This is a genomic window from Aureimonas sp. D3 (genome assembly GCF_001463805.1).
Lineage (GTDB): Bacteria > Pseudomonadota > Alphaproteobacteria > Rhizobiales > Rhizobiaceae > Aureimonas > Aureimonas ureilytica_A.
This window is the reverse complement of sequence record NZ_BBWM01000052.1, coordinates 39,545-64,910: the sequence shown is the minus strand read 5'-3', so window position 1 is coordinate 64,910 and position 25,366 is coordinate 39,545. Positions and strand designations below refer to the sequence as shown.

The 25,366-nt window shown below is 63.7% G+C and carries 24 protein-coding genes; 16 read left to right on the top strand and 8 right to left on the bottom strand.

All coding sequences use genetic code 11. From position 1 onward, the window contains the following. Positions 1 to 17: 17 nt before the first annotated feature. The 5 genes from AUL36_RS15325 to AUL36_RS15305 all read right to left on the bottom strand — a co-directional run bounded on the left by AUL36_RS15325 (position 18) and on the right by AUL36_RS15305 (position 4,690). Positions 18 to 1,106, bottom strand: coding sequence for an NAD(P)-dependent alcohol dehydrogenase (locus AUL36_RS15325; protein ID WP_058600449.1), 1,089 nt, complete (start codon positions 1,104 to 1,106; stop codon positions 18 to 20). Positions 1,107 to 1,215: 109 nt separating this feature from the next. Beyond that, positions 1,216 to 2,160 (bottom strand): helix-turn-helix domain-containing protein, encoded by a 945-nt coding sequence (locus AUL36_RS15320; RefSeq protein WP_082655872.1) that lies wholly within the window; start codon positions 2,158 to 2,160, stop codon positions 1,216 to 1,218. After that, positions 2,157 to 3,554: an FGGY-family carbohydrate kinase gene (locus tag AUL36_RS15315; protein ID WP_062222131.1), complete on the bottom strand. Its 1,398-nt coding sequence runs from the start codon at positions 3,552 to 3,554 to the stop codon at positions 2,157 to 2,159. The genes AUL36_RS15320 and AUL36_RS15315 overlap by 4 nt, the downstream gene beginning before the upstream one ends. Positions 3,555 to 3,557: 3 nt before the next feature. Beyond that, positions 3,558 to 3,872 (bottom strand): L-rhamnose mutarotase, encoded by a 315-nt coding sequence (locus AUL36_RS15310; RefSeq protein ID WP_062222280.1) that lies wholly within the window; start codon positions 3,870 to 3,872, stop codon positions 3,558 to 3,560. A gap of 11 nt (positions 3,873 to 3,883) precedes the next feature. After that, positions 3,884 to 4,690 (bottom strand): DeoR/GlpR family DNA-binding transcription regulator, encoded by an 807-nt coding sequence (locus AUL36_RS15305; protein WP_062222130.1) that lies wholly within the window; start codon positions 4,688 to 4,690, stop codon positions 3,884 to 3,886. A gap of 190 nt (positions 4,691 to 4,880) precedes the next feature. On the opposite strand from AUL36_RS15305, the gene AUL36_RS15300 reads away from it, so the two are divergent. From AUL36_RS15300 to AUL36_RS15285, 4 genes are all read left to right on the top strand, one after another. Further along, entirely contained in the window at positions 4,881 to 6,962 is a 2,082-nt protein-coding gene (locus AUL36_RS15300; RefSeq protein ID WP_062222128.1) for a bifunctional rhamnulose-1-phosphate aldolase/short-chain dehydrogenase, read from the top strand. Positions 6,963 to 7,039: 77 nt separating this feature from the next. Then, the gene (gene rhaI / locus AUL36_RS15295) at positions 7,040 to 8,335 is read left to right on the top strand and encodes an L-rhamnose catabolism isomerase (RefSeq protein WP_062222126.1); all 1,296 of its coding nucleotides are present in this window, start codon (positions 7,040 to 7,042) and stop codon (positions 8,333 to 8,335) included. A 10-nt stretch (positions 8,336 to 8,345) separates the two neighbouring features. Continuing rightward, positions 8,346 to 8,900, top strand: coding sequence for an SIS domain-containing protein (locus tag AUL36_RS15290; protein WP_062222125.1), 555 nt, complete (start codon positions 8,346 to 8,348; stop codon positions 8,898 to 8,900). Positions 8,901 to 8,979: 79 nt separating this feature from the next. Continuing rightward, the gene (locus tag AUL36_RS15285) at positions 8,980 to 9,303 is read left to right on the top strand and encodes a hypothetical protein (RefSeq protein ID WP_062222124.1); all 324 of its coding nucleotides are present in this window, start codon (positions 8,980 to 8,982) and stop codon (positions 9,301 to 9,303) included. Between the two features lie 68 nt (positions 9,304 to 9,371). Here AUL36_RS15285 and AUL36_RS15280 read toward each other — a convergent pair whose 3' ends face one another. The 3 genes from AUL36_RS15280 to AUL36_RS15270 all read right to left on the bottom strand — a co-directional run bounded on the left by AUL36_RS15280 (position 9,372) and on the right by AUL36_RS15270 (position 11,894). After that, positions 9,372 to 9,737 (bottom strand): hypothetical protein, encoded by a 366-nt coding sequence (locus AUL36_RS15280; RefSeq protein ID WP_062222122.1) that lies wholly within the window; start codon positions 9,735 to 9,737, stop codon positions 9,372 to 9,374. A gap of 134 nt (positions 9,738 to 9,871) precedes the next feature. Next, the gene (locus tag AUL36_RS15275) at positions 9,872 to 10,270 is read right to left on the bottom strand and encodes a response regulator (protein ID WP_062222278.1); all 399 of its coding nucleotides are present in this window, start codon (positions 10,268 to 10,270) and stop codon (positions 9,872 to 9,874) included. A gap of 232 nt (positions 10,271 to 10,502) precedes the next feature. Beyond that, positions 10,503 to 11,894 carry an MATE family efflux transporter gene (locus tag AUL36_RS15270; protein ID WP_244497142.1) on the bottom strand — a complete coding sequence of 464 codons (1,392 nt, stop codon included), beginning with the start codon at positions 11,892 to 11,894 and terminating at the stop codon, positions 10,503 to 10,505. A gap of 256 nt (positions 11,895 to 12,150) precedes the next feature. Between AUL36_RS15270 and araD1 the strand changes: the two genes are divergently transcribed. The 12 genes from araD1 to AUL36_RS15210 all read left to right on the top strand — a co-directional run bounded on the left by araD1 (position 12,151) and on the right by AUL36_RS15210 (position 25,362). Continuing rightward, positions 12,151 to 13,140: an AraD1 family protein gene (gene araD1 / locus AUL36_RS15265; RefSeq protein WP_062222118.1), complete on the top strand. Its 990-nt coding sequence runs from the start codon at positions 12,151 to 12,153 to the stop codon at positions 13,138 to 13,140. Between the two features lie 10 nt (positions 13,141 to 13,150). Beyond that, positions 13,151 to 14,080, top strand: a complete 930-nt coding sequence (locus tag AUL36_RS15260; RefSeq protein ID WP_062222116.1) for a Gfo/Idh/MocA family protein — start codon at positions 13,151 to 13,153, stop codon at positions 14,078 to 14,080. A 4-nt stretch (positions 14,081 to 14,084) separates the two neighbouring features. Continuing rightward, the gene (locus AUL36_RS15255; protein WP_062222114.1) at positions 14,085 to 15,158 is read left to right on the top strand and encodes an aldose epimerase family protein; all 1,074 of its coding nucleotides are present in this window, start codon (positions 14,085 to 14,087) and stop codon (positions 15,156 to 15,158) included. Positions 15,159 to 15,224: 66 nt separating this feature from the next. Continuing rightward, on the top strand, positions 15,225 to 17,057 hold the full coding sequence (locus tag AUL36_RS15250) for an IlvD/Edd family dehydratase (protein WP_062222112.1): 1,833 nt from the start codon (positions 15,225 to 15,227) through the stop codon (positions 17,055 to 17,057). Between the two features lie 31 nt (positions 17,058 to 17,088). Then, positions 17,089 to 17,967, top strand: a complete 879-nt coding sequence (locus tag AUL36_RS15245) for an SMP-30/gluconolactonase/LRE family protein (RefSeq protein ID WP_058600462.1) — start codon at positions 17,089 to 17,091, stop codon at positions 17,965 to 17,967. 2 nt (positions 17,968 to 17,969) lie between these two features. After that, the gene (locus AUL36_RS15240) at positions 17,970 to 18,887 is read left to right on the top strand and encodes a 2-dehydro-3-deoxygalactonokinase (protein ID WP_062222110.1); all 918 of its coding nucleotides are present in this window, start codon (positions 17,970 to 17,972) and stop codon (positions 18,885 to 18,887) included. A 6-nt stretch (positions 18,888 to 18,893) separates the two neighbouring features. Beyond that, positions 18,894 to 19,535 (top strand): 2-dehydro-3-deoxy-6-phosphogalactonate aldolase, encoded by a 642-nt coding sequence (locus AUL36_RS15235; protein WP_058633791.1) that lies wholly within the window; start codon positions 18,894 to 18,896, stop codon positions 19,533 to 19,535. Positions 19,536 to 19,699: 164 nt separating this feature from the next. Beyond that, a complete protein-coding gene (gene chvE / locus AUL36_RS15230) occupies positions 19,700 to 20,764 on the top strand; it encodes a multiple monosaccharide ABC transporter substrate-binding protein (RefSeq protein WP_058600465.1) in 1,065 nt (354 codons plus the stop codon). 248 nt (positions 20,765 to 21,012) lie between these two features. After that, entirely contained in the window at positions 21,013 to 22,074 is a 1,062-nt protein-coding gene (chvE, locus tag AUL36_RS15225) for a multiple monosaccharide ABC transporter substrate-binding protein (RefSeq protein ID WP_058600466.1), read from the top strand. Between the two features lie 107 nt (positions 22,075 to 22,181). Next, positions 22,182 to 23,723, top strand: coding sequence for a multiple monosaccharide ABC transporter ATP-binding protein (gene mmsA / locus AUL36_RS15220; RefSeq protein WP_062222108.1), 1,542 nt, complete (start codon positions 22,182 to 22,184; stop codon positions 23,721 to 23,723). Next, positions 23,713 to 24,918: a multiple monosaccharide ABC transporter permease gene (gene mmsB, locus AUL36_RS15215; RefSeq protein WP_058600468.1), complete on the top strand. Its 1,206-nt coding sequence runs from the start codon at positions 23,713 to 23,715 to the stop codon at positions 24,916 to 24,918. The genes mmsA and mmsB overlap by 11 nt, the downstream gene beginning before the upstream one ends. A 150-nt stretch (positions 24,919 to 25,068) precedes the next feature. Beyond that, positions 25,069 to 25,362 carry a DUF2218 domain-containing protein gene (locus AUL36_RS15210; protein WP_062222106.1) on the top strand — a complete coding sequence of 98 codons (294 nt, stop codon included), beginning with the start codon at positions 25,069 to 25,071 and terminating at the stop codon, positions 25,360 to 25,362. Positions 25,363 to 25,366: the final 4 nt, after the last annotated feature.

The window sequence follows — 25,366 nt, the reverse complement described above, 5'->3', positions numbered from 1 at the left end:
CGGCCGGTAGGCCGGCGCTATGCGCCGGGGAGACCCATGGTGATCTGCATCTTGACCTGCCCCTTGGGGGCGGACGCGGCGTCCTGAAACGCCTCGACGCTCTTCTCGAACGGATAGGTCCGCGTGATGAGGGGCGAGACGTCGATCGCGCCGGAGGCCAGCATCGCCACGCATCTCGGGAAGACATGGGCATAGCGGAACACGTGCTCGACCCGCGCTTCCTTCAGCATGGCGGCCGACACGTTATAGGCGGGGTTGGACAGCGGGATGCCGACGAAGACCACCACGCCGCCGGGGCAGAGCGGTTCGAAAATATCGGCGATCGCCCGCTCGGAGCCGGCGCATTCGTAGATCACATCCGCGCCCCAACCCTCGGTGCGGGCCTTCACGACCTCGGCTAGGTTTTCGCGCGACACGTTGACAGTGGAGACCGAGCCGAGCTTGCGAGCGATCTCGAGCTTCGTGTCGTCCACATCGCTGACGATCACATGCGCGCAGCCGCCTGCGAGCGCGGCGAGCACCGTGACAAGACCGATCGGTCCGGCGCCGATCACGACCGCGATATGGCCGGGCGCGGCCTTGGCCTTGGTGACGGCATGAACGCCCACCGCCAGGGGTTCCACCATGGCGGCGGCGGCGAAGGTCACGTTATCGGGCAGTTTGAAGGTGAAGGCTTCCGGATGCACGACGCTCGGGCGCAACACGCCATGGATCGGCGGTGTGGCCCAGAAGCGCACGGCGGGATCGAGATTGTAGAGGCCAAGCCGCGTCGCGCGCCCGTTCGGATCGGGAATGCCGGGCTCCATGCAGACGCGGTCGCCGGCTTTCAGCGTCGTCACCGCCGAGCCGGTCTCGGTCACGATCCCGGACGCCTCATGGCCGAGGATCATGGGCTCGCGCACCACGAAGGGGCCGATAGCGCCATGGGTGTAGTAATGCACGTCCGAGCCGCAGATACCGACCGTGTGGATGGCGATGCGAACGTCGTGAGGCCCGAGCGGCTCGTCCAGCTGGAAATCGCGAAGCGAAAGCTGGTCCTTGGCTTCGAGCACGAGGGCGCGCTGGTCGGTCGGATCGACCGTAGGAACAGGGGCGACGGAAGACATCCGATGGCCTCTCCTTGTCATGCAGTGTTGGAATGGATGCTATGCAGCCTCGTCGCGGATCGCGACACCAATTCAGGCGGGTTTCCAAACTTTCTTGCGTTTCTTCGGGCTAGGCTGTTGCACGCTGCATCAGGGGAGGGCGCTGGATACGGCGTGTCGTTGCCCTGTAACCGCTGGGCGTCTCTCCGCAGACCATGAAGAATCGCCTGTTGAAATTGGCAGTGTTGTTGAAGCCGGTTTCAAAGCAGATATCGGTGATCGACTTGTCGCTGGTGGCGAGAAGCTGACAGGCGGCCTGCACGCGCAGATGGTTCACATAGGCCGAAAAATTGTGTCCGGTCTGATGCTTGAAGAAGCGCGAGAAGGCTGTCGCCTCCATGTTGCAGACATCCGCGGCTTCCTGCAGCGCGATGTCTCGGCGGAAATGCGCGCCCAGAAACGCGATCACGCGCTCCAGCTTGCGCGAGGCGCTGGTGTGAAGGCCAAGCGCGGGCGCGCATCTCGATAGCGTGCGCCGTTCCGCCCGGCAGGTGGCGAGGTCTGCCATCAGGCTCAGAAATGCGAGCAGTCGATGCGGACCTTCCAACTCGCCGATGTCGCAAAGTTTCTTGCGCCCTCGTTCGGCCGTCTCGCCGATGAACTCGACGCCGAAAGCCGCCTCCTGCAGCAGGGCGGCGACCTCGGCGAACTCAGCAAAGGCGTGGGACAGACGATCCGCGATCTCGCCGCTGAACTGCACCAGCACGTCGCGCTCGCGTAAGCTTGTGCCGGGCTCAATGGCGCTGACCCAATTGTGCGGGAGGTTCGGCCCGGTCAGGATCAGGCTTCCGGCCTCGAACGGGCCGACATGATCCCCGATCATCATGCGGCCGGAGCTCTCACGGATGAGATGCAACTCGTATTCCGGGTGGCAGTGCCATTTGGCGAGGTGATGCGGATAATCATGCGTGGCCCAGCGGAAGGACTCGCGCGGTCCGCAGAGAATCACCTCCAAGGCCGGCCCGTTCGGTGGCGTCGGCTCCAGCATAAGCGCGCGTGACGCGGACATGCTCATGGCGATATGCCCTCCATCGCATTCAGCCGCTCGCGCCAACGCGCCGCGTAGTCGGACAGACCCGGCAAAGACGCGAGCGCTAGCGGCGTGTCATCAGGCCCTTGTGGCTTTGCGCCGTCGCGCCCCGACGCCAGAAGCGCGGCGCCCGCGCTGGTGCCCGTGCCCTGCGTCGGTGCGAAAACCGGCCGACCCGTCAGGCCTCCGAGCGCCCGCAGGAACAGCGCGTTGCGCGCGAACGGCCCTTCCACGATGGTCGGCCCCGCCGCGCCGATCAACGTAAGGCTTTCATAGGCCATCAGAGCCACGTAAAGGCTCGCAGTGGCGGTACGCTCGGCCGCCGATAGGTTGTGAGACGGGTGCGACCAACCGCCCTGGCCGTGCGGGAATGGGCCAGTTCCCGTTGTGATCGGCGGTGTCACCATCAGCCCGCGCGCCATCACGGCTTTCACCACGTCGTCTCCCGGCGTTTCCGGCGAGCGGTCCGTCAGGATGTCGAATTCGCGCCCGCCCATGAACAGGGCCGAGGGCACCGGGCGGCCGAAGGCATCGACATAGGCCAGCATGTTCCGGTCGGGATCGAACGCTTTCGCTTCACCGCCAATGGAGAATCCGACGACCCAGGTTCCCGTGGACAGGACGGCGAAAGGGGCCTGCCGCGTCAGGAGATGAGGCAGAAGCGATGCGTTGGAATCGTGAATGCCACAGAAGACAGGGATTTCTTGCCCCCCCAAGCCGATCCGTTCGGCGAGGTCCGACTTCAACGGACCCAAACGATCGAAGGCGCTGCGCAGCGGCGCAAACAGAGCGCGCCAGCCCATTCGATCCACCAGCGAGGAGAAGTCACCGCGCTCGGGCGACCAGAGGTCGGTGTGGCTTCCCAGCGAACTCGCCTCGCAGGCCGCCAAGCCCGTCAGCCGATAGGCCCAATATTGTGGATAGGTGAGAATGTGCCGGGTCGCGGCGAAGCGTTCGGGAAAGCGGGTCTGGAGCCAGAAAAGCTGACGCCCGACATTCAATCCGTTCGCCATGGCGGGGGACAGCGTTTCGGCAAAGTTTGGCCGGATCGCATCATAGGCTTCGCTTCCCTCCAGCGGCGCCTCGTAGTCGATCACGGGAAGGGCTAGGTCCTCGCCTCCGACCAAAGCGACCGAAGCACCGTGCGCAGTGATCGAGATGGCGTCCAGCCTGGGCTCGGTTGAGAAGGCGGCGAGACTTTCGATCAGAAAGGCGAAAAGCGCGTCCGTATCGTAATGCGGATAGGGACCGTCTTGCCGGATGATGTTAGGGCGCGAACGGACAGCGAGGTCGCACCGCTCGCTGAGGTCGTGCAGCACCAGCTTGGCATTGGTCTTTCCGATATCGACGACGGCGACGAAGCGGGGCGCATCGCTCATGGCTCAATCCATATGAAACATCGGCACGAGCGGCACGGCCACGGGCTCGTTTCCGGGATGGGTGTCCATGATATCGGCCATCGCGGCCCACCAGCGCTGCATCACGGGATGGTCCGGCAAGGCCGCCATGCCGTGATCGCGCGGGCGCTTCAGGACGCCGAAGAGGCAGTTCGTCTCGGGGTCGAGAAAGATCGAATAGTCGCTGACGCCGGCCTCGCGCAGCAGGGCGACGAGTTCGGCCGGAATGGCATCGTGTCGCGCTTTGTACGCGTCCGCCTGGTGAGGGTGAAGCCGCATACGGAAGGCGTAGGTTTCCACGCTGTCGGCGCTCATGACTCGCTCCTCGGTGGCTCGCCCTTGGGCTCCAGCACTGCCACGATCAGGCGAAGCCCGGCGCTTTCGATCATGGCAGCGGAGCGGTCGTCGATCCGCTCGTCGGTGATGAGGATGTCGGCCCGCTCCAGCGGCGCGATGATGAAGCTGGAGCGATCGGCGAATTTGCTGGCATCGGCCAGGATCACCAGCTCATCGGCCTGCCGCATGAGGCGCTGTTCGGACTGGATGATGAGCGGGTCCGATTCCGCGAAGCCCAGCGGCGAAATGCCCTGCGCGCCCATGAACATGCGCCTTGCGCGGAAATGCGCGATCCCGTCCGCGTCGAACGGCGAGAGGATCAGGCCCTGCTCGCGATAGACCGCGCCGGCCGGCAGCAGGACGCCGCATTGTGAATGCTGAAGGAGATGCTCGGCGATCGGAAAGGAATTGGTCAGCACCTGCAAACGGAGCCCCGTGAGGTAATGCACCATGCCGAACGTGGTCGAGCCGCCATTGATGATGATGGCGCTGTCATCCTCGCATAGGCGCGCGGCCTCGCGGGCGATGGCGAGCTTCTGCTGCGCGTTGCGGGTCTGGAGCGTGCCGAAGCTTTCGCCGGAGACGGCGCGAGGCAAAGCCTGTTTCAAGGCTTCCGCGCCGCCCCGCACGCGCCTGAGCTTCTTCTGCGAATCGAGCAGCGCGATGTCACGGCGGACCGTCGCTTCCGAGGCGCCCGTCAGCGCGGCGAAGTCCTGAACGGTCGCCACCGAGCGCCCTTCAATGGCGCTCAGGATCATGCGATGACGCTCCCGCTCGTGCATTCCCTGTCCTCCCGAACCTGACGTTCCGCTCTTATCAGTCTTCTGTCAATCATCTTCGATCACGAATAATCATTGTGCAACGCAACATGATCGAACTTGATCGATCCTGTTGACAGATGGGGATTGCGAGCGGATGGTTCGCGCCGTCGCGAGAGGCTTTCGCGGCTGCCGAAGGAGGAGGCTTTCGCCCATGACCACCAAGCTTTTGGACAATCGCTGGGACGACGCCAAGGCGGCGGGCATGAGCGAGTCGGAGCGACTGCTCTATCGCTCGAACCTTCTCGGTTCGGACAAGCGCATCACCAATTACGGCGGTGGCAACACCTCGGCCAAGGTCGAAGAACGCGATCCGCTCACCGGTGAGACCGTCACCGTCCTCTGGGTCAAGGGTTCGGGCGGCGATGTCGGCACGATGAAGCTGGACGGCTTCGCGACGCTCTACCAGTCCAAGCTCGAGCAGCTGCGCGGCATCTATCGCGGGCCGGAGCATGAGGACGAGATGGTAGGCCTGCTCAGCCACTGTACCTTCAATCTCAACCCGCGCGCGTCCTCCATCGACACGCCGCTGCACGCCTATCTCCCGTACCCCCATGTCGATCACATGCATCCCGATGCGGTGATTGCCATCGCGGCGACCGGGCGCTCGCGCGAGCTGACGCGAGACATCTATGGCGAGGAGATCGGCTGGTTGCCCTGGCGTCGTCCAGGCTTCCAGCTCGGGCTCGACCTCTCGCGCTTCGCGGCGGAAAACCCGCACGCTAAGGGTGTCGTCCTGGAAAGCCATGGCCTCTTCACCTGGGGCGAGACCGCGAAGGAGTGCTACGAGACGACGCTTCGCATCATCAATCGCGCCATCGAGTGGTTCGATGGACAACTGGCCGGCAAGCCGGCTTTCGGCGGTGAGAAATGGCCGGCGCGTGATGTGGCCGAGCGCCGGCAGGTCGCCGCGCGGCTCATGCCGGAAATCCGCGCGCGGATCGGCGTCGAAGAGCGCAAGATCGGCCATTTCGACGATTCACCGGCCGTTCTCGAATTCGTCGGCTCGAACCGTCTGGAGGAGCTCGCCGCGCTCGGCACATCCTGCCCCGACCATTTCCTGCGCACCAAGATCCGCCCGCTCGTCCTGCCGTACAACGGCGATCTGGATGCCCTGGTCTGCGGTCTGGATGTGGCCGTAGAAGCCTATCGCGAAGGCTATCGCGCCTATTACGAGCGCTGCCGCCACGACAACAGCCCGGCGATCCGCGATCCGAACGCGGTGATCTATCTCGTTCCGGGCGTCGGCATGCTGTCGTTTGCCAAGGATAAGGCGACGGCGCGCATCGCCTCGGAGTTCTACGTCAATGCCATCAACGTCATGCGCGGGGCATCCGGCGTCGACACCTATCGGGGCCTGCCCGAGCAGGAAGCCTTCGACATCGAGTATTGGCTTCTGGAAGAGGCCAAGCTTCAGCGTATGCCCAAGCCCAAATCGCTGGCCGGGCGCATCGCCTTCGTAACGGGCGGGGCCGGCGGCATCGGCCGCGCGACAGCCGAGCGGCTGATGGGCGAGGGCGCCTGCGTGGTGCTAGCCGATATCGATGCCGGCGCGCTGGACGCGGCAAGGGCCGATTTCGCCAAGCGCTTCGGAGCCGATCAGGTGCGCGGCGTCATCGCCAATGTCACCGACGAGGCGGCGGTCGCGAAGGCTTTCGAGGATGCCGCTACGGCTTTTGGCGGCCTCGACATTCTCGTGTCAAACGCCGGCATCGCTTCGGCCTCGCCGATCGAGGATACGACTCTCGAGGTCTGGAACCGCAATATCGACATTCTCGCGACCGGCTATTTCCTCGTCTCGCGCGAGGCCTTCCGGCTGTTCCGCAGACAGAAGCTTGGCGGCTCCATCGTCTTCATCGCCTCGAAGAACGGTCTGGCGGCCTCCGCCGGCGCGTCCGCTTATTGCACGGCGAAAGCTGCGGAAATCCATCTGGCGCGCTGCCTCGCCCTGGAGGGCGCGGAGGCCGGCATCCGCGTGAACACCGTGAACCCCGACGCCGTGCTGCGCGGCTCCAAGATCTGGAGCGGCGAGTGGCGCGAGCAGCGCGCGGCGTCCTCCAAGATCGGCGAGGAGCAGCTGGAGGAGCACTATCGTCAGCGCTCGCTCCTGAAGCGTTCGGTCTTCCCGGAGGACATCGCGGAAGCGGTCTACTTCCTCGCGAGCGACCTGTCGGCCAAGTCCACCGGCAATATCGTGAATGTGGACGCGGGCAACCAGATCTCGTTCACGCGCTGATCGGCACCGAAACCAGAGACCACGCCCGGCCGGGAGACGAGGCCGGGCAGTTTCACCAAGGCAGGGGAGGACGGCGCATGGCCGCACGGATCGATCGAGACGTTATCGACAAGAGCAACGAGCAGTTCCAAGAGGCACTGGAGGCCGACTACGCCGCGCTCGGTGCGCGACTGGACCGACGCGGCATTGCGATCGACGACATCAAGCGGAAGGTCGCGGGCTTCACGGTCGCCATTCCCTCCTGGGGCGTCGGGACCGGCGGTACGCGCTTTGCTCGCTTCCCGGGCGGCGGCGAGCCGCGCGGCATCTTCGAGAAGCTGGACGACTGTGCCGTGATCAACGACCTCGGCCGCGCCACTCCCGCCGTCTCGCTGCATATCCCCTGGGACAAGGCCGAGCCCGCCGACCTGCGCGCCAAGGCCGAGGAACTGGGGCTCGGCTTCGATGCGATGAACTCCAATACGTTTCAGGATCACCCCGACGATCCGAGACAGCCACTGTCCTACAAGTATGGCTCACTGTCGCATACGGACGCAGCCGTACGGCAGCAAGCCGTGGAGCACAATCTCGAAACCGTATCGATCGGCGAAGCGATCGGCTCCAAGGCGCTGACCGTCTGGATCGGTGACGGGTCGAACTTCCCCGGGCAGAGCGATCTCGGCCGGTCCTTCGAGCGTTATCTGGGTGCGATGAAGGAGATCACGAAGGGTCTGCCCGCCGACTGGCGCATCTTCTCGGAACACAAGATGTACGAGCCGGCGTTCTATTCGACGGTGGTGCAAGACTGGGGCACGAGCTACCTGACGGCGGTGGAACTGGGCGAGAAAGCCTTCTGCCTCGTGGATCTCGGACACCACGCACCGAATGTGAATATCGAGCAGATCGTCTCTCGGCTCATTCACTCCCGCAAGCTTGGCGGCTTCCACTTCAACGATTCCAAATATGGCGACGACGATCTCGACGCCGGCTCGATCGATCCGTTCCGTCTCTTCCTCGTCTTCAACGAACTGGTGGAAGCCGGCGCACGGTTGGACGCGCTGGGTCCGTCCTACATGATCGACCAGTCGCACAACGTCACCGACCCGATCGAAAGCCTGATCCGTACGGCCGGCGAAATCCGCCGCGCCTATGCGCAGGCGCTGCTGGTGGATCGCGCGGCCCTGCGCGGCTTTCAGGACGAGAACGACGCGCTCATGGCCTCCGAAACGCTGAAAGCCGGCTTCCGCTTCGATGTGGAGCCGATCCTCGCCAAGGCGCGGTCGGAAGCGGGCGGCGCCATCGATCCGATCGCCGCGTACCGCACGAGCGGCTATCGGCAGCGTGTGTCGCAGGAGCGCCCGGCTTCGCGCGGCTCTGGCGGCGGCATCGTCTGAGGGGATAGACATGAGCGATTTGTATCGGTCTGCGATCGATGAGCTTGCCGGCGCCGTGTCCGGCATCGATGACGCGCGAGTGGACGAAGCCTGCCGGCTCGTCGCGAATGCGCGTCATATCTGCACCTATGCGGGCGGGCGCGAAGGGCTTCAGCTCAAGGGTTTCGCCATGCGCCTGTTCCACCTCGGCCGGTCGGTCTCGGTCGTGGGCGACATGACGGTACCGGCTCTGGGCGAGGGGGATGTATTCCTCGTTGTGTGTGGACCCGGCGAAATCTCGACGTCTCTGGCGCTGATCGGCGTCGCGAAGGCGGCCGGCGCGAAGATCGTGGTCGTCACCGCGCAGCCCTCCGGCCGCGTGCCCGCTTTGGCCGATCATGTGTTAACCATACCGGCCCAAACCATGGCGGACGATCAGGGCGCCAATGCTTCCTCGGTTCTGCCCATGGGCTCGCTTTTCGAGGGCGCGCTCTTCGTTCTGTTCGAGGTGATGGTGCTGAAGCTGAAGACCTTGCTAGGAGAGTCCAGCGAGACGATGCGCGCCCGGCACACGAATATGGAGTAGCTCCGCCAAGACCCGATGGGGAACCGGCCCAAAGCCTTCCAGTTGTCGCCTTGAGGTTCAAGCGAGCAGGGAGATCACCATGCCCCAAGGCGACAAGTCGAAATACACCGACAAGCAGAAGCGAAAGGCCGAGCATATCGCGGATGGCTATGAAGAGCGCGGCGTACCCGAGGCGGAAGCGGAGCGCCGGGCTTGGGCCACCGTGAACAAAGACAGCGGCGGAGGCAACAAGAGCGGATCGGGGCGCGGCCATCCCGATACGCACGCGTCGTCGCACAAGGGTGGCGAGAGGGGTGGCAAGGCGAGCGCGTCACGAAGCGCCGCCGAGCGTTCGGCCTCGGCCAAGAAGGCTGCGGAAACGCGTAAACGAAATGCCGACAAGGCTGCTCACGCTTCTCAATGAGGCGATGTGACCGGCATCAAAAAAGGGCGGCTGGAAGGCCGCCCTTCTCGTTTGATGACTATCCGAACTTACTTCGCCGGCACGGTCGAGTTCTCGCCCGCGCTCGTGCCGGGGACGGGGTTGTTGGTCTCGGTCGGAACCGAAGTCGCATCGCCAGACGTCATGGGCTTGCGAACGGGTTGCGTGCTGTCGATGCCGCTCGTATTGCCGGGAACAGGAACAGAGGTCGCGGCCGCGGATGTATCGCCCTTCGGGGCGTCCTGATTGGTGGTAACGGTGCTGGCCGCGCCAGCCGGGACAGCCGAATTCTCGCCCGCGCTGGTGCCGGGAACTGGATTGGTCGTTTCCGAAGACTGCGCGAAGGCCGCGCCACTCAGGAGCATCGTCGCAGAAACGGCAGCCAAAAGTGTCTTCTTCATGCCGATCGACTCCATGTGATCTTGCTGATCCGAGCGTTATGCTCTCGATCCATCAACGGATACTGAAGTGAAAGGTTCCCGATGGACAGGCGGTTTGCGTGGGCTGGGGCAAGGCGCTCGCTCTCGAAATCACCCGTGAAGCTCTGCGTTCACGCGTTGTTGGCGGCTGATGGCGATCGATCCGACATCGCGCATTCCAGCGTTTTCAGGAGAATGCGCCCGTCGCACGGCTTGTTGCAAACCGCGACCCCTGGATAGCGCTTGGCGAGAACACTCTGCTCGCCCTGTCCTGTATGGAACACGAAGGGAACATCGTTGGCGGCCAGATAATCGGCAAGCGGATAGGAGGTCTCGCCGTGAAGATTGAGATCGAGCACCACGGCATCGAAACGGCCGGACTGCGCTACGCCCGTCGCTTGGCCCAGCGTGCTGGCGCAGATGACCTCTGCCCCGGAGTCGGCGAGTTCACATTCCAGATCCAGCGCGACCAGGAACTCGTCCTCAACGACGAGAACACGCTTTCCGCGCAGACCATCTGCTTGCCGCATCTTGCTCAAGTCCTTGTTGAAGTCCGCCCGTGCCACAAGAGCAGTTTCCGAACGCGCGATGGTCGAACCGGCTCAATGCACCCGGTCATGCCTTTGTCATCAGGGCCTCGGGTCATTCTCACCTTCCACCGCGCAGCGGCGTGACCCGCCATTGATGTAAATGTAGAAGGATTCCCGACAAGGGAAGTTGTGAAATTGTCACGCTACGACGTCGGAGCAGTCTCGCGACAGTTTAGGCGGTAGCGCCCTGCCGCCATTTTCGCTCCAGGCCGACAAAGCGGGCGCTCATCAGAATGGCAGCGACGAGGAGCCCTCCTGCCAGTCCCCACCAGACGCCAACCCCTTTCCAGCCGGCGACGAAGGCCAGTCCGTAGGCGACCGGCATTCCCACCAGCCAATAGCTGGCGACGGCGATGAACATGGGAATGCGCGTGTCCTTCATGCCGCGCAGAATGCCGCTTGCCGTCACCTGGAGCGAGTCCACGATCTGGAACGCGGCGGCCACGGCCAGAAGCGGGATGGCGGCTTGAAGCACCGCCTGCGCATTGGGCTGGCGCATGTCGAGATAAAGCCCGATCAGGAGTCCCGGCGCGACCCAGAACACCATGGCGGCGGTGCAGGAGATCACGCCGGCCACGATCAGGGAAATGCGCGCCGCGCGCTCCAGATTGGCCGCGTCATGCCGACCGAAAGCCGTTCCGACCCGCACGGTGGCCGCGCTCGCAAGACCCAGCGGGATCATGAAGGAAATCGAAGCGAGCTGAAGCGCGATCCCGTGAGCCGCGAGTTCCAGTGTGCCGATCCAGCCCATCATCACGGACGCCGCCGTGAAGAGGCCGACTTCGGCGAGGATCGTCGCGCCGATCGGCCATCCCAGCCGCAGCACCTCTCGAAAGGCGGGCCAGTCCGGCGCGTGGAAGCGCCGCCAGATATCGAAGACCTCAAGCCCTTGCGCTCGGCTCGTATAGGCGAGGAGCAGCAGAAAGGTTGCGATCGATGTTCCAACGGAGGCGATCCCCGAGCCTGTGAGGCCGAGCGCCGGTGCGCCGAAATGGCCGAACACGAGGATATAGTTGAACAGCGCGTTGAGACCTGCACCCAGCAGCGTGATCCCGAGCACGACATTCGGGCGCTCCAGCGCGCTGAGATAGGAGCGCAGCACGAAGGTCGCGAGATAGGGCGCCATGGACCATTGCAGGACGCGCACATAGTCCCCAGCCTCGGCCGCGATCGCCGGTTCCTGACCGAGATGCACCAGAATGGTTTCGGTGAACCAAAGCGGAACCATCACCAGAAGGCTGTAGAGGATGACGACCCAAAGCCCCATCCGCACTGAACGGCGCACGCCGCGCACATCGCCATTGCCATGCGCGGCCGCCGCCACGGGCATGACCGCATAGGCAAAGCCCGAGCCGAACATCCAGAACACGTAGAAGGTCTGTGTGGCGAGAACCGCCGCCGCGAGCTGGGCCGCGCCGAGTTGACCTATCATCACCGTGTTGGTGACGTTGATCGAGATCTGCGCCAGCTGCGCGCCGACGAGCGGCAGGCCGAGCGCAAACGTCGCCTTCAGATGCCCGCGCCACGGCAGGAGCTTCGGCTGGGGGGAAGAAGCTGTCGGCATGGTCATGTCGGCCCGTCGGCATCGCAGGGGAAGGCGATCCGGGGTAGAACGCGGTCAAGGGCATGTCCAGTCGCATCGAGAGAACGCCCGGTTCTTTCGCGGCGCAGCATCGAATTATCGGTGTGTCCCGGAGCGTGCGCCTGCCTGCCGATTGACAAGACTGGAGCCCTTCGAAATAACGCAGACAATTGAGCCTTCTTGCGCGGGCGCGAGGATGGCTTGGAGACGGGCTCCCGACCGATCGGATCGTATTGCGATGGCACTTCGACTTCTTCAGGTAAAACTCGGTGGCCATCTGGCCGTGGTCGCCAGTGACGATGCGGGCGCGGCGCATGTCGTTCCTGGATATGCCTCCGTCTACGAACTGGCCGGCGCGGCGATCCGTGAGGGCAAGAGCTTGTCCGATCTGGTCGCACAGGCCGGGCAGGGCGAGAGTGTCGATCTCGACGCGGCGCTGGCCGAAGGGCGGATCGGTCTCCCCATCCATCATCCCGACCCCGCGCATTTCATCGTGGCCGGTACGGGCCTCACCCATCTCGGCTCGGCTGACGGCCGCGACAAGATGCACAAGTCCGCCGCGGGCGAGCATGTCACCGACTCCATGAAGATGTTCCGCATGGGTCTTGAAGGCGGCAAACCGGCCGAGGGCGATGTCGGGGTGCAACCCGAGTGGTTCTACAAGGGCGACGGTTCCTGCCTCGTCGGCCCTGGCGAGCCGCTGACCTCGCCCTCCTTCGCATTGGATGGCGGCGAGGAGCCGGAACTGGCGGGCATCTATATGATCGGCCCGGACGGAACGCCGTTTCGTCTTGGCTTCTGCCTCGCCAACGAGTTCTCCGACCATGTGACCGAGCGCGGCAACTATCTCTGGCTCGCCCATTCCAAGTTGCGCGAAGCCTCGCTCGGCCCTGAGCTTCTGGTCGGCGAACTGCCGGATAGCGTCGAGGGCACGTCTCGTATCCTGCGCGGCGACGACGTCATCTTCGACAAGCCCTTCCTGTCGGGCGAGGCGAACATGTCGCATTCGATCCGCAATCTGGAACATCATCATTTCAAGTATGATCTGTTCCGTCGGCCGGGCGATCTGCATGTTCATTTCTTCGGAACGGCCACGCTGTCGGTGACGCATGGCGTCAAGACCGAGAATGGGGACCGGTTCGAGATCGACGCGCGCCCGTTCCGCCTGCCGCTGGTGAATACGCTGGCGAGCGCCAGCGAGACGCCGGTTTCGGTGAAGGCGCTTTGAGGGACGCAGGATGACGCTTCGTACCGCCATTGTCGGCCTCGGCAAGATCGCACGGGATCAGCACGTTCCTTCCATCGCCCAGGTGGAAGGTGTCGATCTCGTCGCCATCGCCAGCCGCAACGCCTCGCTGGACGGGCTGCCGTCCTTTGCCGACGTGAATGAACTCCTTGCGGCGGTCGGCGGCGAGGTGGACGCCGTGTCCCTTTGCACGCCGCCGCAGGGACGCCATGCGCAGGCCGAGGCCGCCTTGCGCGCCGGCAAGCATGTGATGCTCGAGAAGCCGCCGGGTGCGACGGTGAGCGAGATCGCGCCGCTCGTGTCTCTGGCCAAGGAAAAGGGCGTCACGCTCTTTGCCACATGGCATTCGCGTTACGCTTCGGCCGTGGAGCCCGCGCGTGCTTTCCTCGCGGATGCCGGCATTCGCTCGGTTCATGTCGAGTGGAAGGAAGATGTCCGCAAGTGGCACCCGAACCAGGATTGGATCTGGCAGCCGGGCGGCCTCGGCGTGTTCGACCCTGGCATCAATGCGCTGTCGATCGTCACGGCCATTCTGCCGCGCCCGATCTTCCTTCTGCGCTCGGACCTGTCCTTCCCGGAAAACCGCGCCGCGCCGATCGCGGCCGATCTGGAATTCACCGACGCGCTGGGGACGCCGGTTCGCGCGGAGTTCGACTGGCGCGAGACGGGCGGCGAGACATGGAGCATCCATGTCGAGACCGACATGGGCAAGCTCAGCCTGCGCGAGGGCGGCAAGAAGCTCTTCATCGATGACGTCCTGACGGTGGACGAGCCCGATCAGGAATATGCGGGCCTGTATCGCCGCTTTGTCGAACTGACGAAGACGGGCGCGCTGGATGTCGATTTATCGCCGCTGCAGCACGTCGCCGACGCATTCCTTCTCGGCCGCCGCCGCGCGGTCGAAGCCTTCATCGAGGAATAGGGTGATGGCGGTCGGCATTTCACGGCGCTCGTTCGGAAAGCTCGCCTCGGGAGAAGAGGTCGAGATCGTCACGCTGCGTGCGGGTGACGGGCTCGAGGCCTCGGTCCTCACCTATGGCGCGACGCTTCAGGCGCTCAAGGTGCCGGACCGGAACGGGCATGTCGCGGACATCCTTCTCGGTCATGAAGATCTGGCCGGCTATGTCGATCATCGCAGCTTCTTCGGAGCCACCATCGGTCGTTATGCCAATCGCATTGCGGGCGGGCGCTTCGAGTTGGATGGTGAGTCTTTTGAGGTCGAGCCCAATGACGGCGCCAATGCGCTCCATGGCGGCGAGCATGGTTTCGATCGCCATCTTTGGACGATCGACGCGATCGGCGATGGCGAGGTGCCCTTCGTCATTCTTAGTCGGCATAGCGCGGACGGCGAAGGCGGCTTTCCCGGCGCGCTCGACGTTCATGTGACCTACCGGCTCCGTACCAACGCGCTGGAGATCGACCTGCGCGCCGTTAATGGCGATAGGCCGACGGTCGTGAACCTTACCAACCACGCCTATTTCAATCTCGGCGGCGCGCTGGAGCCGAGGGATATCCTGTCTCACGATCTGCGGATTGCAGCGGAACGCTACCTGCCGATCGACAGCGGATCGATCCCGGAGGGAGGCCCACTGCCGGTGGCCGGAACGCCCTTCGACTTCCGCGAGATGCGAGCGATCGGCGCGCGCATTCGCGAGGCGCATCCGCAGATCCTGACGGGGCGTGGCTACGACCACAACTACTGCCTGGATAGCCGCGAAAGCGCCGATGGTCGCCATCTGGCGGCCCGTGTCGAGGACAGGGCGTCGGGCCGCGCCATGGAACTGTGGACCGACCAGCCGGGCGTGCAGTTCTATTCCGGCAACTTCCTGAACGGGACGATATCGGGCAAGAACGGCCGGTCCTACCGCATGGGCGATGCCTTCTGCCTGGAGCCGCAACTCTATCCCGACACGCCCAACCGGCCCGATTTCCCGTCGGCGCGTCTCGATGCGGGGGCGACCTATCGCCACCGCTCCGCTTTTCAGTTTTCGACGATTTGACCGCAGCGCTCGTCCATGCCCAAAGCATACGAGCGTCGGCCTGACACAGACCAGGGGAAAGACCCAATGAGCAGCGAACTCACCAGCCCCAACGGCGGCGCCGCGCACGGGCGCGCCCACACCAAGCTCCGCTCGCGCGCCTGGTTCGACAATCCCGAAAACGCCGACATGACGGCGCTCTATCTCGAGCGCTACATGAATTTCGGCCTTAGCCAGGAAGAGCTTCAGTCCGGCCGCCCGATTATCGGCATCGCGCAGACGGGGTCGGACCTCAGCCCCTGCAATCGCCATCATCTGGAACTTGCCAATCGCCTGCGCGAGGGCATCCGTGAGGCCGGCGGCATCGCGATCGAATTCCCGGTTCATCCGATCCAGGAAACCGGCAAGCGCCCGACGGCGGGTCTCGATCGAAACCTCGCCTATCTCGGCCTGGTCGAGGTGCTTTACGGCTATCCGCTGGACGGCGTCGTGCTCACCATCGGCTGCGACAAGACCACGCCGGCCTGCCTCATGGCGGCGGCGACGGTCAATATTCCAGCGATCGCGCTTTCGGTCGGCCCCATGCTGAACGGCTGGTTCCGCGGCCAGCGCACGGGCTCGGGCACGATCGTCTGGAAGGCCCGCGAACTGATGGCGAAGGGCGAGATCGACTATGCGGGCTTCGTGAAGCTCGTCGCCTCGTCCGCGCCGTCCACCGGCTATTGCAACACGATGGGCACGGCCACCACGATGAACTCGCTCGCCGAGGCGCTGGGCATGCAGCTGCCCGGCTCGGCGGCGATCCCCGCGCCCTATCGTGACCGCCAGGAAGTGTCCTACCGCACGGGTCTACGCATCGTGGACATGGTTCGCGAAGACCTGAAGCCGTCCGACATCCTGACCAAGGACGCCTTCATCAACGCCATCCGCGTCAACTCCGCCATCGGCGGCTCGACCAACGCGCCGATCCATCTCAACGCCTTGGCCCGCCATATCGGCGTCGAGCTGACGGTGGACGACTGGCAGAAGTTCGGTCAGGACATCCCGCTGCTGGTCAATCTCCAGCCGGCCGGTGAATATCTGGGCGAGGACTACTACCATGCCGGCGGCGTGCCGGCGGTGGTCAATCAGCTCATGACCCAAGGGCTGATCAAGGAAGACGCACTGACCGTCAACGGCCGGACCATCGGCGAGAATTGCCGTGGCGCGATCATCGAAGACGAGAACGTCATCAAGACCTATGACAAGCCGCTGAAGGAAAAGGCCGGCTTCCTGGTTCTGAAGGGCAATCTCTTCTCCTCGGCGATCATGAAGACCTCGGTGATCAGCCCCGAGTTCCGCGATCGCTACCTGAACAATCCGAACGACCCCAACGCCTTCGAAGGCAAGGCCGTCGTGTTCGATGGTCCGGAGGACTATCACCACCGGATTGACGATCCCGCGCTCGGCATTGACGAGAACACGGTTCTCTTCATGCGCGGCGCCGGCCCGATCGGCTATCCCGGCGCGGCCGAGGTCGTGAACATGCGCGCGCCCGACTACCTCATCAAGAAGGGTGTCACCTCGCTCGCCTGCATCGGCGACGGCCGTCAGTCCGGCACGTCGGGCTCGCCCTCGATCCTCAACGCTTCGCCCGAAGCGGCGGCGGGCGGCAATCTCGCGGTGCTCAAGACCGGAGACCGGGTGCGCATCGATCTGGGACGCGGCACGGCCAATATCCTCATCTCCGACGACGAGCTGGCCGAGCGCCGCGCAGCGTTGAAGGCCGAGGGCGGCTACAAGTACCCGGATCACCAGACCCCCTGGCAGGAGATTCAGCGCACGCTGGTCGGCCAGATGGAGACTGGCGCCGTCCTCGAAAACGCGGTGCAATACCAGCGTCTCGCGCAGACGCGCGGCGTGCCCCGCGATAACCACTAAGCGGCGCACGGAACATGAGAGGGCTTGCGGCTTGAGCGATATCGCCATCGAGATCCTGTCGGATCAATCCTGCCATCTAGGCGAGGGGCCGTGCTACGACGGTCGCACCAACACCGCCTGGTGGTTCGACATTCTCGAAAGCAAACTGTTCGAGGCGCGGCTCTCCGCCGGTTCCGTGACCGTCCATGATCTGCCGTCGATGGGGAGCGTCATCGCCCCCATCGACGCTCGGCGTCATCTGGTAGCGACCGCCGATGGGCTTTTCGTGCGCGATGCCGCAAGCGGGCGCATGGAACTGCATACGCCGCTGGAATCCGACAATCCGGCCACGCGCTCCAATGACGGGCGGGTGCATCCCGCCGGCGCGCTCTGGATCGGGACGATGGGGCGTCGCGCCGAGGAGGGCGCGGGCGCGATCTACTGGTTCCGGGATGGCGAGGTTCGCAAGCTCTATTCCGAGATCACCATTCCGAACGGCATCTGCTTCTCGCCGGATGGGCGCTTCGGGTATTTCACCGATACCCATGCCGGGATCTATCACCGCGTGCCGCTCGACCCGGACACCGGCCTACCGATCGGCCAACCATCGATTCTTTACGATCATCGCGGCGGCGAAGGCGGCCTCGACGGCGCGGTCGTGGATGCCGAAGGTCTGATCTGGAGCGCGCGCTGGGGTGCCTCCTGCATCGACGTCTACACCCCGGAAGGCGACCGGGTGCGCACGATCCGCGTGCCGGCGACGCGCCCGAGCTGCCCGGCTTTCATCGGTCCCGATCTCGATCGCCTCCTGGTGACGACGGCCCGAGAGGGCATGAGCGAAGCCGATCTCCAGGCCGATCCCAAGGCCGGCATGACGCTCGTCCTCGATGTCAACGCACGCGGAATTCCTGATCCGCTGGTTCGGATTTGATCATGCTGCCGACTTATGCCGCCGTCGATTGGGGCACCACGTCGTTTCGCGCGTGGGCCATCGATGGCAAAGGGAATGTTCTCAACGAGACGCGCGCGCGAGACGGGTTGACGACAGCCGCCGAGCGGGGCTTCGAAACGGTGCTCGAGCAGCATCTGGCTGCGCTCGGTCTCGGCCCCGATGCGCCCGCCATTCTATGCGGAATGGTCGGCTCGCGCGCCGGCTGGGTGGAAGCCGCCTATCTAGAAACGCCGCTGGAACTCGGCGACCTCGGCGCGCGCGCGATCAAGGTTCCGGGGATCGCGCGTCCGGTCTTCATCCTGCCGGGGCTGGCGCAGCGCGCCTCCTGGGAGCCCGACGTCATGCGGGGCGAGGAAACCCAGCTTCTGGGCGTCGTCGCAGAAGGATACCGCACCGGCCTCGTTTGTATGCCCGGCACCCATTCCAAATGGGTATCCTTGTCCGGCGGGGTGATCGAAGCCTTTTCGACCTTCATGACAGGCGAATTGTTTCAGCTGCTGCGCTCGCAATCCATTCTCAAGCAGGCGGTGGAAGGCGAGGGGGCGGTTGCCGCGACCCCGGCCTTTCTGGATGGTGTGCGGAGAGCTTTCGAAGCGCCGGCCTTGGCCACCAACTTCCTGTTTTCGATCCGGGCTGGCTGGCTCCTGCATGGGGCGGCGCCGACCGATCAGGCCGCGCGCCTCTCGGGCCTGTTGCTCGGTCTGGAACTCGCGGGCGCGGCAGAGCGCCATGGCGATCTGCACGGGGCGGCCCTTCTCGCGTCCGGCCCGATCGCCGATCTTTATGTCGCCGCGTTCGAGGCCATCGGCATGGGCACGTTCCGCCGACTGGATGCCGACTCCTGTGTGCGGCATGGGCTGGCCCAGGCCGCCATATCCCTTTTCAGCAAAGAAAGCTGATCGTCCATGACCGCTACCCGCATTCCCTGGCCGCAGCTTCGTCGTTCGCTGGTCGCCATTCTGCGGGGGATTCGCCCCGAAGAAACCGAGGCCATCGTCACCACGCTGATGGAGGCCGGTTTCGAGGCGATCGAGATTCCGCTGAACTCGCCGGACGCGTTCAATTCCATCGGCAAGGCCGTGCGCCTGGGGACGGACGCGCATTACATCGGCGCCGGCACCGTTCTCTCCGTCGAGAATGTCGATCGGCTGGCCGATGTCGGCGGTCGTCTTCTGGTTTCGCCCAATGTCGATGCCGCCGTTCTCCGGCGCGCGGGCGAGCATGGCATGGTGACGATGCCGGGTGTCTTCACGCCGACCGAAGCCTTTCAGGCGCTCGCGGCCGGCGCTTCGGCGCTCAAGTTCTTCCCGGCCAATGTCCTGGGCCCGGCTGGCGTTTCGGCCGTGCGCGCCGTTCTGCCGAAGGATTGCGAAGTCGGCGTCGTCGGTGGCGTTTCCGAGACTGATTTCGAGGGTTTCGCCAAGGTCGGTGTCCGCGCCTTCGGGCTGGGCTCCTCGCTCTACAAACCTGGGATGGATATACAAGAAATACGTGCACGAGCCGATCGCACCATCTTGCTCTACGACCGCATATTCGGTTTAGGATAAATCAGGCGGCTGGAAGAATTCCGTTGTCGCTGTGGTGACGATCGGATAATCGTCAGACAAATTCGAATTCGGCGAGGAGAGGCCGGCTTCGAATCGGCGGCGCGGGTCAGGGCCGTGATGTCTGTGAGGGAACCGTTGCGACGGTTTCATTCGGGAGGGACAGAATGAAGACGATGAAAACGCTGCTGGCTGCGGTGGCATTGGGCGCGATGGCGTTTGCGGGTGCAGCATCCGCACAGGACAAGGCCGTCGTCGGCGTGTCCATGCCGGACAAGTCTGTCGCGCGATGGATCGCCGACGGCGCCAACATGGTGAAGACGCTGAAGGACAAGGGCTACGACGCCGATCTTCAGTATGCGGAAGACGACGTCTCGACCCAGCTCTCGCAGATCGAGAACATGGTGACCAAGGGCGCGCAGGTTCTGGTGATCGCGCCGGTCGATGGCACGACGATGACCGACATCCTTCAGAAGGCCGCCGACAGCGGCATCAAGGTCATCGCCTATGATCGCCTGATCCGCAATTCGCCGAATGTCAGCTATTATGCGACCTTCGACAATTATCAGGTCGGTGTGCTTCAGGCGACCTCGATCGTCGACGCGCTCGGGCTGAAGGACGGCAAGGGCCCCTTCAACATCGAGCTTTTCGGCGGCTCGCCGGACGATAACAACGCCTTCTTCTTCTACAACGGCGCGATGAGCGTGCTGCAGCCCTATATCGATCAGGGCAAGCTCGTGATTCCGTCGGGCCAGACCGGCATGAACGTCGTCGGCACGCTGCGCTGGGATGCGGCGACCGCACAGGCCCGCATGGATAATCTCCTGTCGGCTCACTACACCGACAAGAACGTCGATGCGGTTCTGGCTCCGAACGACGTGCTCGCCATCGGCATCATTTCGTCGCTCAAAGGCGTCGGCTACGGCTCGGGCGACAAGAAGATGCCGGTCATCACCGGTCAGGACGCCGAGCTGCCTTCGGTAAAGGCCATTCTCGCCGGCAACCAGACCTCGACCATCTTCAAGGACACACGCGATCTCGCCAAGGCCGCCGTGGGCATGGTCGAAGCGACGCTCGGCGGGAAACAGGTCGAGGTCAACGACACCAAGACCTACGACAATGGCGTCAAGATCGTCCCGGCCGAGTTGCTGAAGCCGATCCTCATCACCAAGGACAATGCGGTCAAGGTGCTGGTGGATAGCGGCTACTACACGGCCGATCAGCTGAAGTAAGCTGTCTGATCGGCGCCGGCTTCCCGTCTGCGCCGATCACGCCTTCGCCGCCTGATCGGCATGGCTCTTCGCGAGGCCACGCGAATGTCCGGCGCGCAGCTGCCGCGCCGGGATCAATACGAATGTCTCCACCGAGCCCATCAGGGATGCTGCGGCCTTCGAGCGTCGCAAGCCGAAGGGCCGGGATGAGGCAGTCGCGAACTCGCACGACGGTCGAACCGGCGTGTGTTCATCAAAAGGGGAGAAGCATGAAGTCTCTGAAGATTCTGGCGGCGGGCGTCGCCCTCGGTCTTACGCTGATGTCGGGCGCCTTCGCGCAGGACAAGGGTGTCGTCGGTATCGCCATGCCGACCAAGTCGTCCACCCGCTGGATCGCAGACGGCGACAACATGGTGAAAGTGCTCCAGGAGCGCGGCTACAAGACCGATCTGCAGTACGCGGAAGACGACATCCCGACCCAGCTCTCGCAGATCGAGAACATGGTCACCAAGGGCGCGAAGGTGCTCGTGATCGCGTCCATCGACGGCACGACGCTGACGGACGTCCTTCAGCAGGCGGCCGACAGCGGCATCAAGGTCATCGCCTATGACCGCCTGATCCGCAATTCGGGCAATGTCGACTACTACGCGACCTTCGACAACTTCCAGGTCGGCGTGCTCCAGGCCAGCTCGATCGTTGACTCGCTCGGTTTGAAGGACGGCAAGGGCCCCTTCAACATCGAACTCTTCGGCGGCTCACCGGACGACAACAACGCCTTCTTCTTCTACAACGGCGCGATGAGCGTGCTGCAGCCCTATCTGGACTCGGGCAAGCTCGTGATTCCGTCGGGCCAGAAGGGCATGGACACGGTCGGCACGCTGCGTTGGGACCCCTCGGTCGCGCAGGCCCGCATGGATAACCTCCTGTCGGCCTACTACACCGACAAGAATGTCGACGCGGTTCTATCGCCCTATGACGGCCTGTCGATCGGCATCATCTCCTCGCTGCGCGGCGTCGGTTACGGCTCGGGCAACAAGAAGATGCCCGTCATCACCGGCCAGGACGCCGAGCTGCCTTCGGTGAAGGCGATCATCGCCGGCAACCAGACTTCGACCATCTTCAAGGACACGCGCGAGCTGGCCAAGGTCACGGTCGACATGGTGGACGCGATGGCCGCTGGTAAGGAAGTCCCGGTCAACGACACCAAGACCTATGAGAACGGCGTCAAGACCGTTCCGTCCTACCTCCTGAAGCCGGTCCTCGTAACCAAGGACAACGTGACTCAGGCTCTGATCGACACCGGCTACTACAAGGCCGACGAGATCAAGTAAGATCGCATGCGGGCGGGGCGGGTATCCTTCAAAGGGTTCCGCCCCGCCGTCTCTCATCGGGGCCGCGCCTGAGACGCCGGTTCGGCCCGTTCAATTCGAGGTCGCCGATGGCTCCCATTCTAGAAATGCGCGGCATCACCAAGACGTTTCCGGGCGTGAAGGCCCTCGATAACGTCAATCTCTCGGTTCAGGCCGGCGAGATCCATGCCATCTGCGGCGAGAACGGCGCCGGCAAATCGACCCTGATGAAGGTTCTGTCGGGCGTCTATCCGCACGGCACCTATGAGGGCGATATCCACTTCGAGAACGAAGTGCGGTCCTTCAAGGACATCGCCGATTCCGAAAAGCTCGGCATCATCATCATTCACCAGGAGCTGGCGCTCGTTCCGCTTCTGTCGATTGCCGAGAACATGTTTCTCGGCAACGAGATGGCGAAATGGGGCGTGATCGACTGGGACGCAGCGCACGCGCGCACGCGCGAACTGCTGGCCCAGGTCGGTCTCAAAGAATCCCCCATGACCCTGATCAAGGATCTGGGCATCGGCAAGCAGCAGCTGGTCGAGATCGCCAAGGCGCTCGCCAAAAAGGTGCGACTTCTCATTCTGGACGAGCCCACAGCGAGCTTGAACGAAAGCGACAGCCAGGCACTGCTCGATCTCCTTCTGGAGTTCAAGAAGCAGGGAATGTCCTCGATCATCATCTCGCACAAGCTGAACGAGATCGCGCGCGTCGCCGATTCCATCACCGTCATTCGAGACGGGACGACAGTCTCCACCATCGACTGCCGCGCCGAGCCCATTTCGGAAGACCGCATCATCCGCGACATGGTCGGACGCTCGCTGGAGGATCGCTATCCCAAGCGCGTCCCCAAGATCGGCGAGATGCTGTTCGAGGTGAAGGACTGGAACGCCTATCACCATCTGAATTCCAGCCGGCAGGTTCTCAAGAACGTGTCGCTCAACGTGCGCCGGGGCGAGATCGTCGGGATCGCCGGCCTGATGGGAGCGGGTCGCACGGAACTCGCCATGAGCGTGTTCGGCCGCTCCTACGGGCGCAACGTATCGGGCGAAGTCCGCATGAGCGGCAAGCCCGTGGATGTCTCGACCATCAACCGGGCGATCGACGCGGGCATTGCCTATGTCACCGAGGATCGCAAGCATCTCGGCCTGATCCTCAGCGATGACATCAAGCAGAACATCTCGCTCGCCAATCTCGAAGGCGTCAGCTCGGGCGGCATCATCGATCCGCACAAGGAGCAGGAGGTCGCGGAAGACTACCGCCGCCAGCTCAAGATTCGCTCCTCCGGCATCTTGCAGAAGACCCTCAACCTTTCGGGCGGCAACCAGCAGAAGGTCGTGCTGTCGAAATGGCTTTTCTCGAATCCCGATCTCCTGATTCTCGACGAACCGACGCGCGGCATCGATGTCGGCGCCAAGTTCGAGATTTATTCGATCATCAACAAACTGGCCGATGAAGGGAAGGCCGTTCTCATGATCTCGTCGGAAATGCCCGAGCTGCTCGGCATGTGCGACCGGATCTATGTGATGAACGAAGGCCGGATCGTCGCGGAGATGAAGGCGGCCGAAGCCTCCCAGGAAAACATCATGCGAGCCATCATTCGCTCCGGAGCACAGACCCATGAGCATTAAGACCGTCGACGAGACAGAGCGGGGCGGGGGCAAGGGTGCCGCCTGGGGCGTGCTGAGCGGCCATATCCGCGAATACGGAATGCTGATGGCGCTGGTCGTCATCATGGCCTTCTTCCAGTTCATGACGGGCGGCGTTCTCATGCGCCCGCTGAACCTGACGAACCTGATCCTGCAGAACAGCTACATCGTCATCATGGCGATCGGTATGCTGCTCATCATCATCACCGGGCATATCGACCTGTCGGTCGGTTCGGTGGCGGGATTCATCGGCGGCCTCGGCGCCGTCTTGATGGTCAATCACGGCTTCAGCGGCCTGACGGCAGCGGGCATCGGTCTTCTTGCGGGCGCGCTGATCGGTGCCGCGCAGGGCTATCTCGTCGCCTATTTCAAGGTTCCGTCCTTTATCGTTACGCTGGCGGGCATGTTGGTGTTCCGCGGTTTGACGCTCAAAGTGCTCGGCTCGGCCTCCATCGGTCCGTTCCCGGAAGGGTTCCAGAAGCTCTCCAAGGGCTTCATCCCCGATTTTCTGGGCGGCACGGGTGGCCTCCACATGACGACGCTTCTGATCGGCGCGGTGGCCGCCGCGACGATCGTCATCCTGTCGATGCGCAAGCGCGCCAAGCAGGCGAAAGCCGGCCACGTGGATGAGCCGATGGGGCTCTTCGCCGGCCGCAACATCTTCATCGCCGCCGCGATCATGCTCATCACCTATCTGATGGCATCCTATAACGGCTTCCCGAACGTTCTGATCGTCATGGCGCTACTGATCGCGGTCTATGGCTTCATGACGACGCGCACGACCGCCGGCCGCCGCATCTATGCCGTTGGCGGCAACGAGAAGGCAGCCAAGCTGTCGGGCATTCGCACCGAGCGCCTGACCTTCTTCACCTTCGTCAACATGGGCGTTCTGGCGGCGCTGGCTGGTCTCATCTTCGCTGCACGCCTTAACTCCGCCACGCCGAAAGCCGGCGTCGGCTTCGAGCTCGACGTGATCGCCGCCTGCTTCATCGGTGGTGCTTCTGCCTATGGCGGCGTCGGCAAGGTGATGGGCGCGGTGGTCGGTGCCTTCATCATGGGCGTCATGAACAACGGCATGTCGATCCTGGGCATTGGCATCGACGATCAGCAGGTCATCAAGGGCCTCGTCCTGCTCGCCGCCGTCTGCTTCGACGTCTATAACCGCAACAAGGCCTGATCGTCTCAACGCAGGCGTGAACATGCGAAAGGCGCCGGGAGCGATCCCGGCGCCTTTCTTCTTGTGCTTGCGAAACCGGCTCAGAAAGCGAGACAGCTAGTGGAGCCGGATGTATGAAGTGACTATGAATATGAATTGAAAGGTCACGATATGCCGGAGAGAAACGCCCTTGTCGCGACCGCTCATGCCAGCCGCTATCTCCAGCAATTGTGCAAACACTGGGCGCACAAGTTCGCGGTCGAGTTCACGCCATCTCACGGCGAGATTGCCCTTCCGTCGGGGGCGTTGGTGCTGGATGCGACGGACGAGGCTCTCGAAATTAGGATCCGCAGCCCGGAAGACACAGTGCTGGATCACTTGGAAGGCGTCGTCGCCGATCACATTCTTCGCTTTGCCTTTCGCGAAGAGCTGCGCTTCGACTGGCGGCGTGGCAGTCCGGCATAGGGGG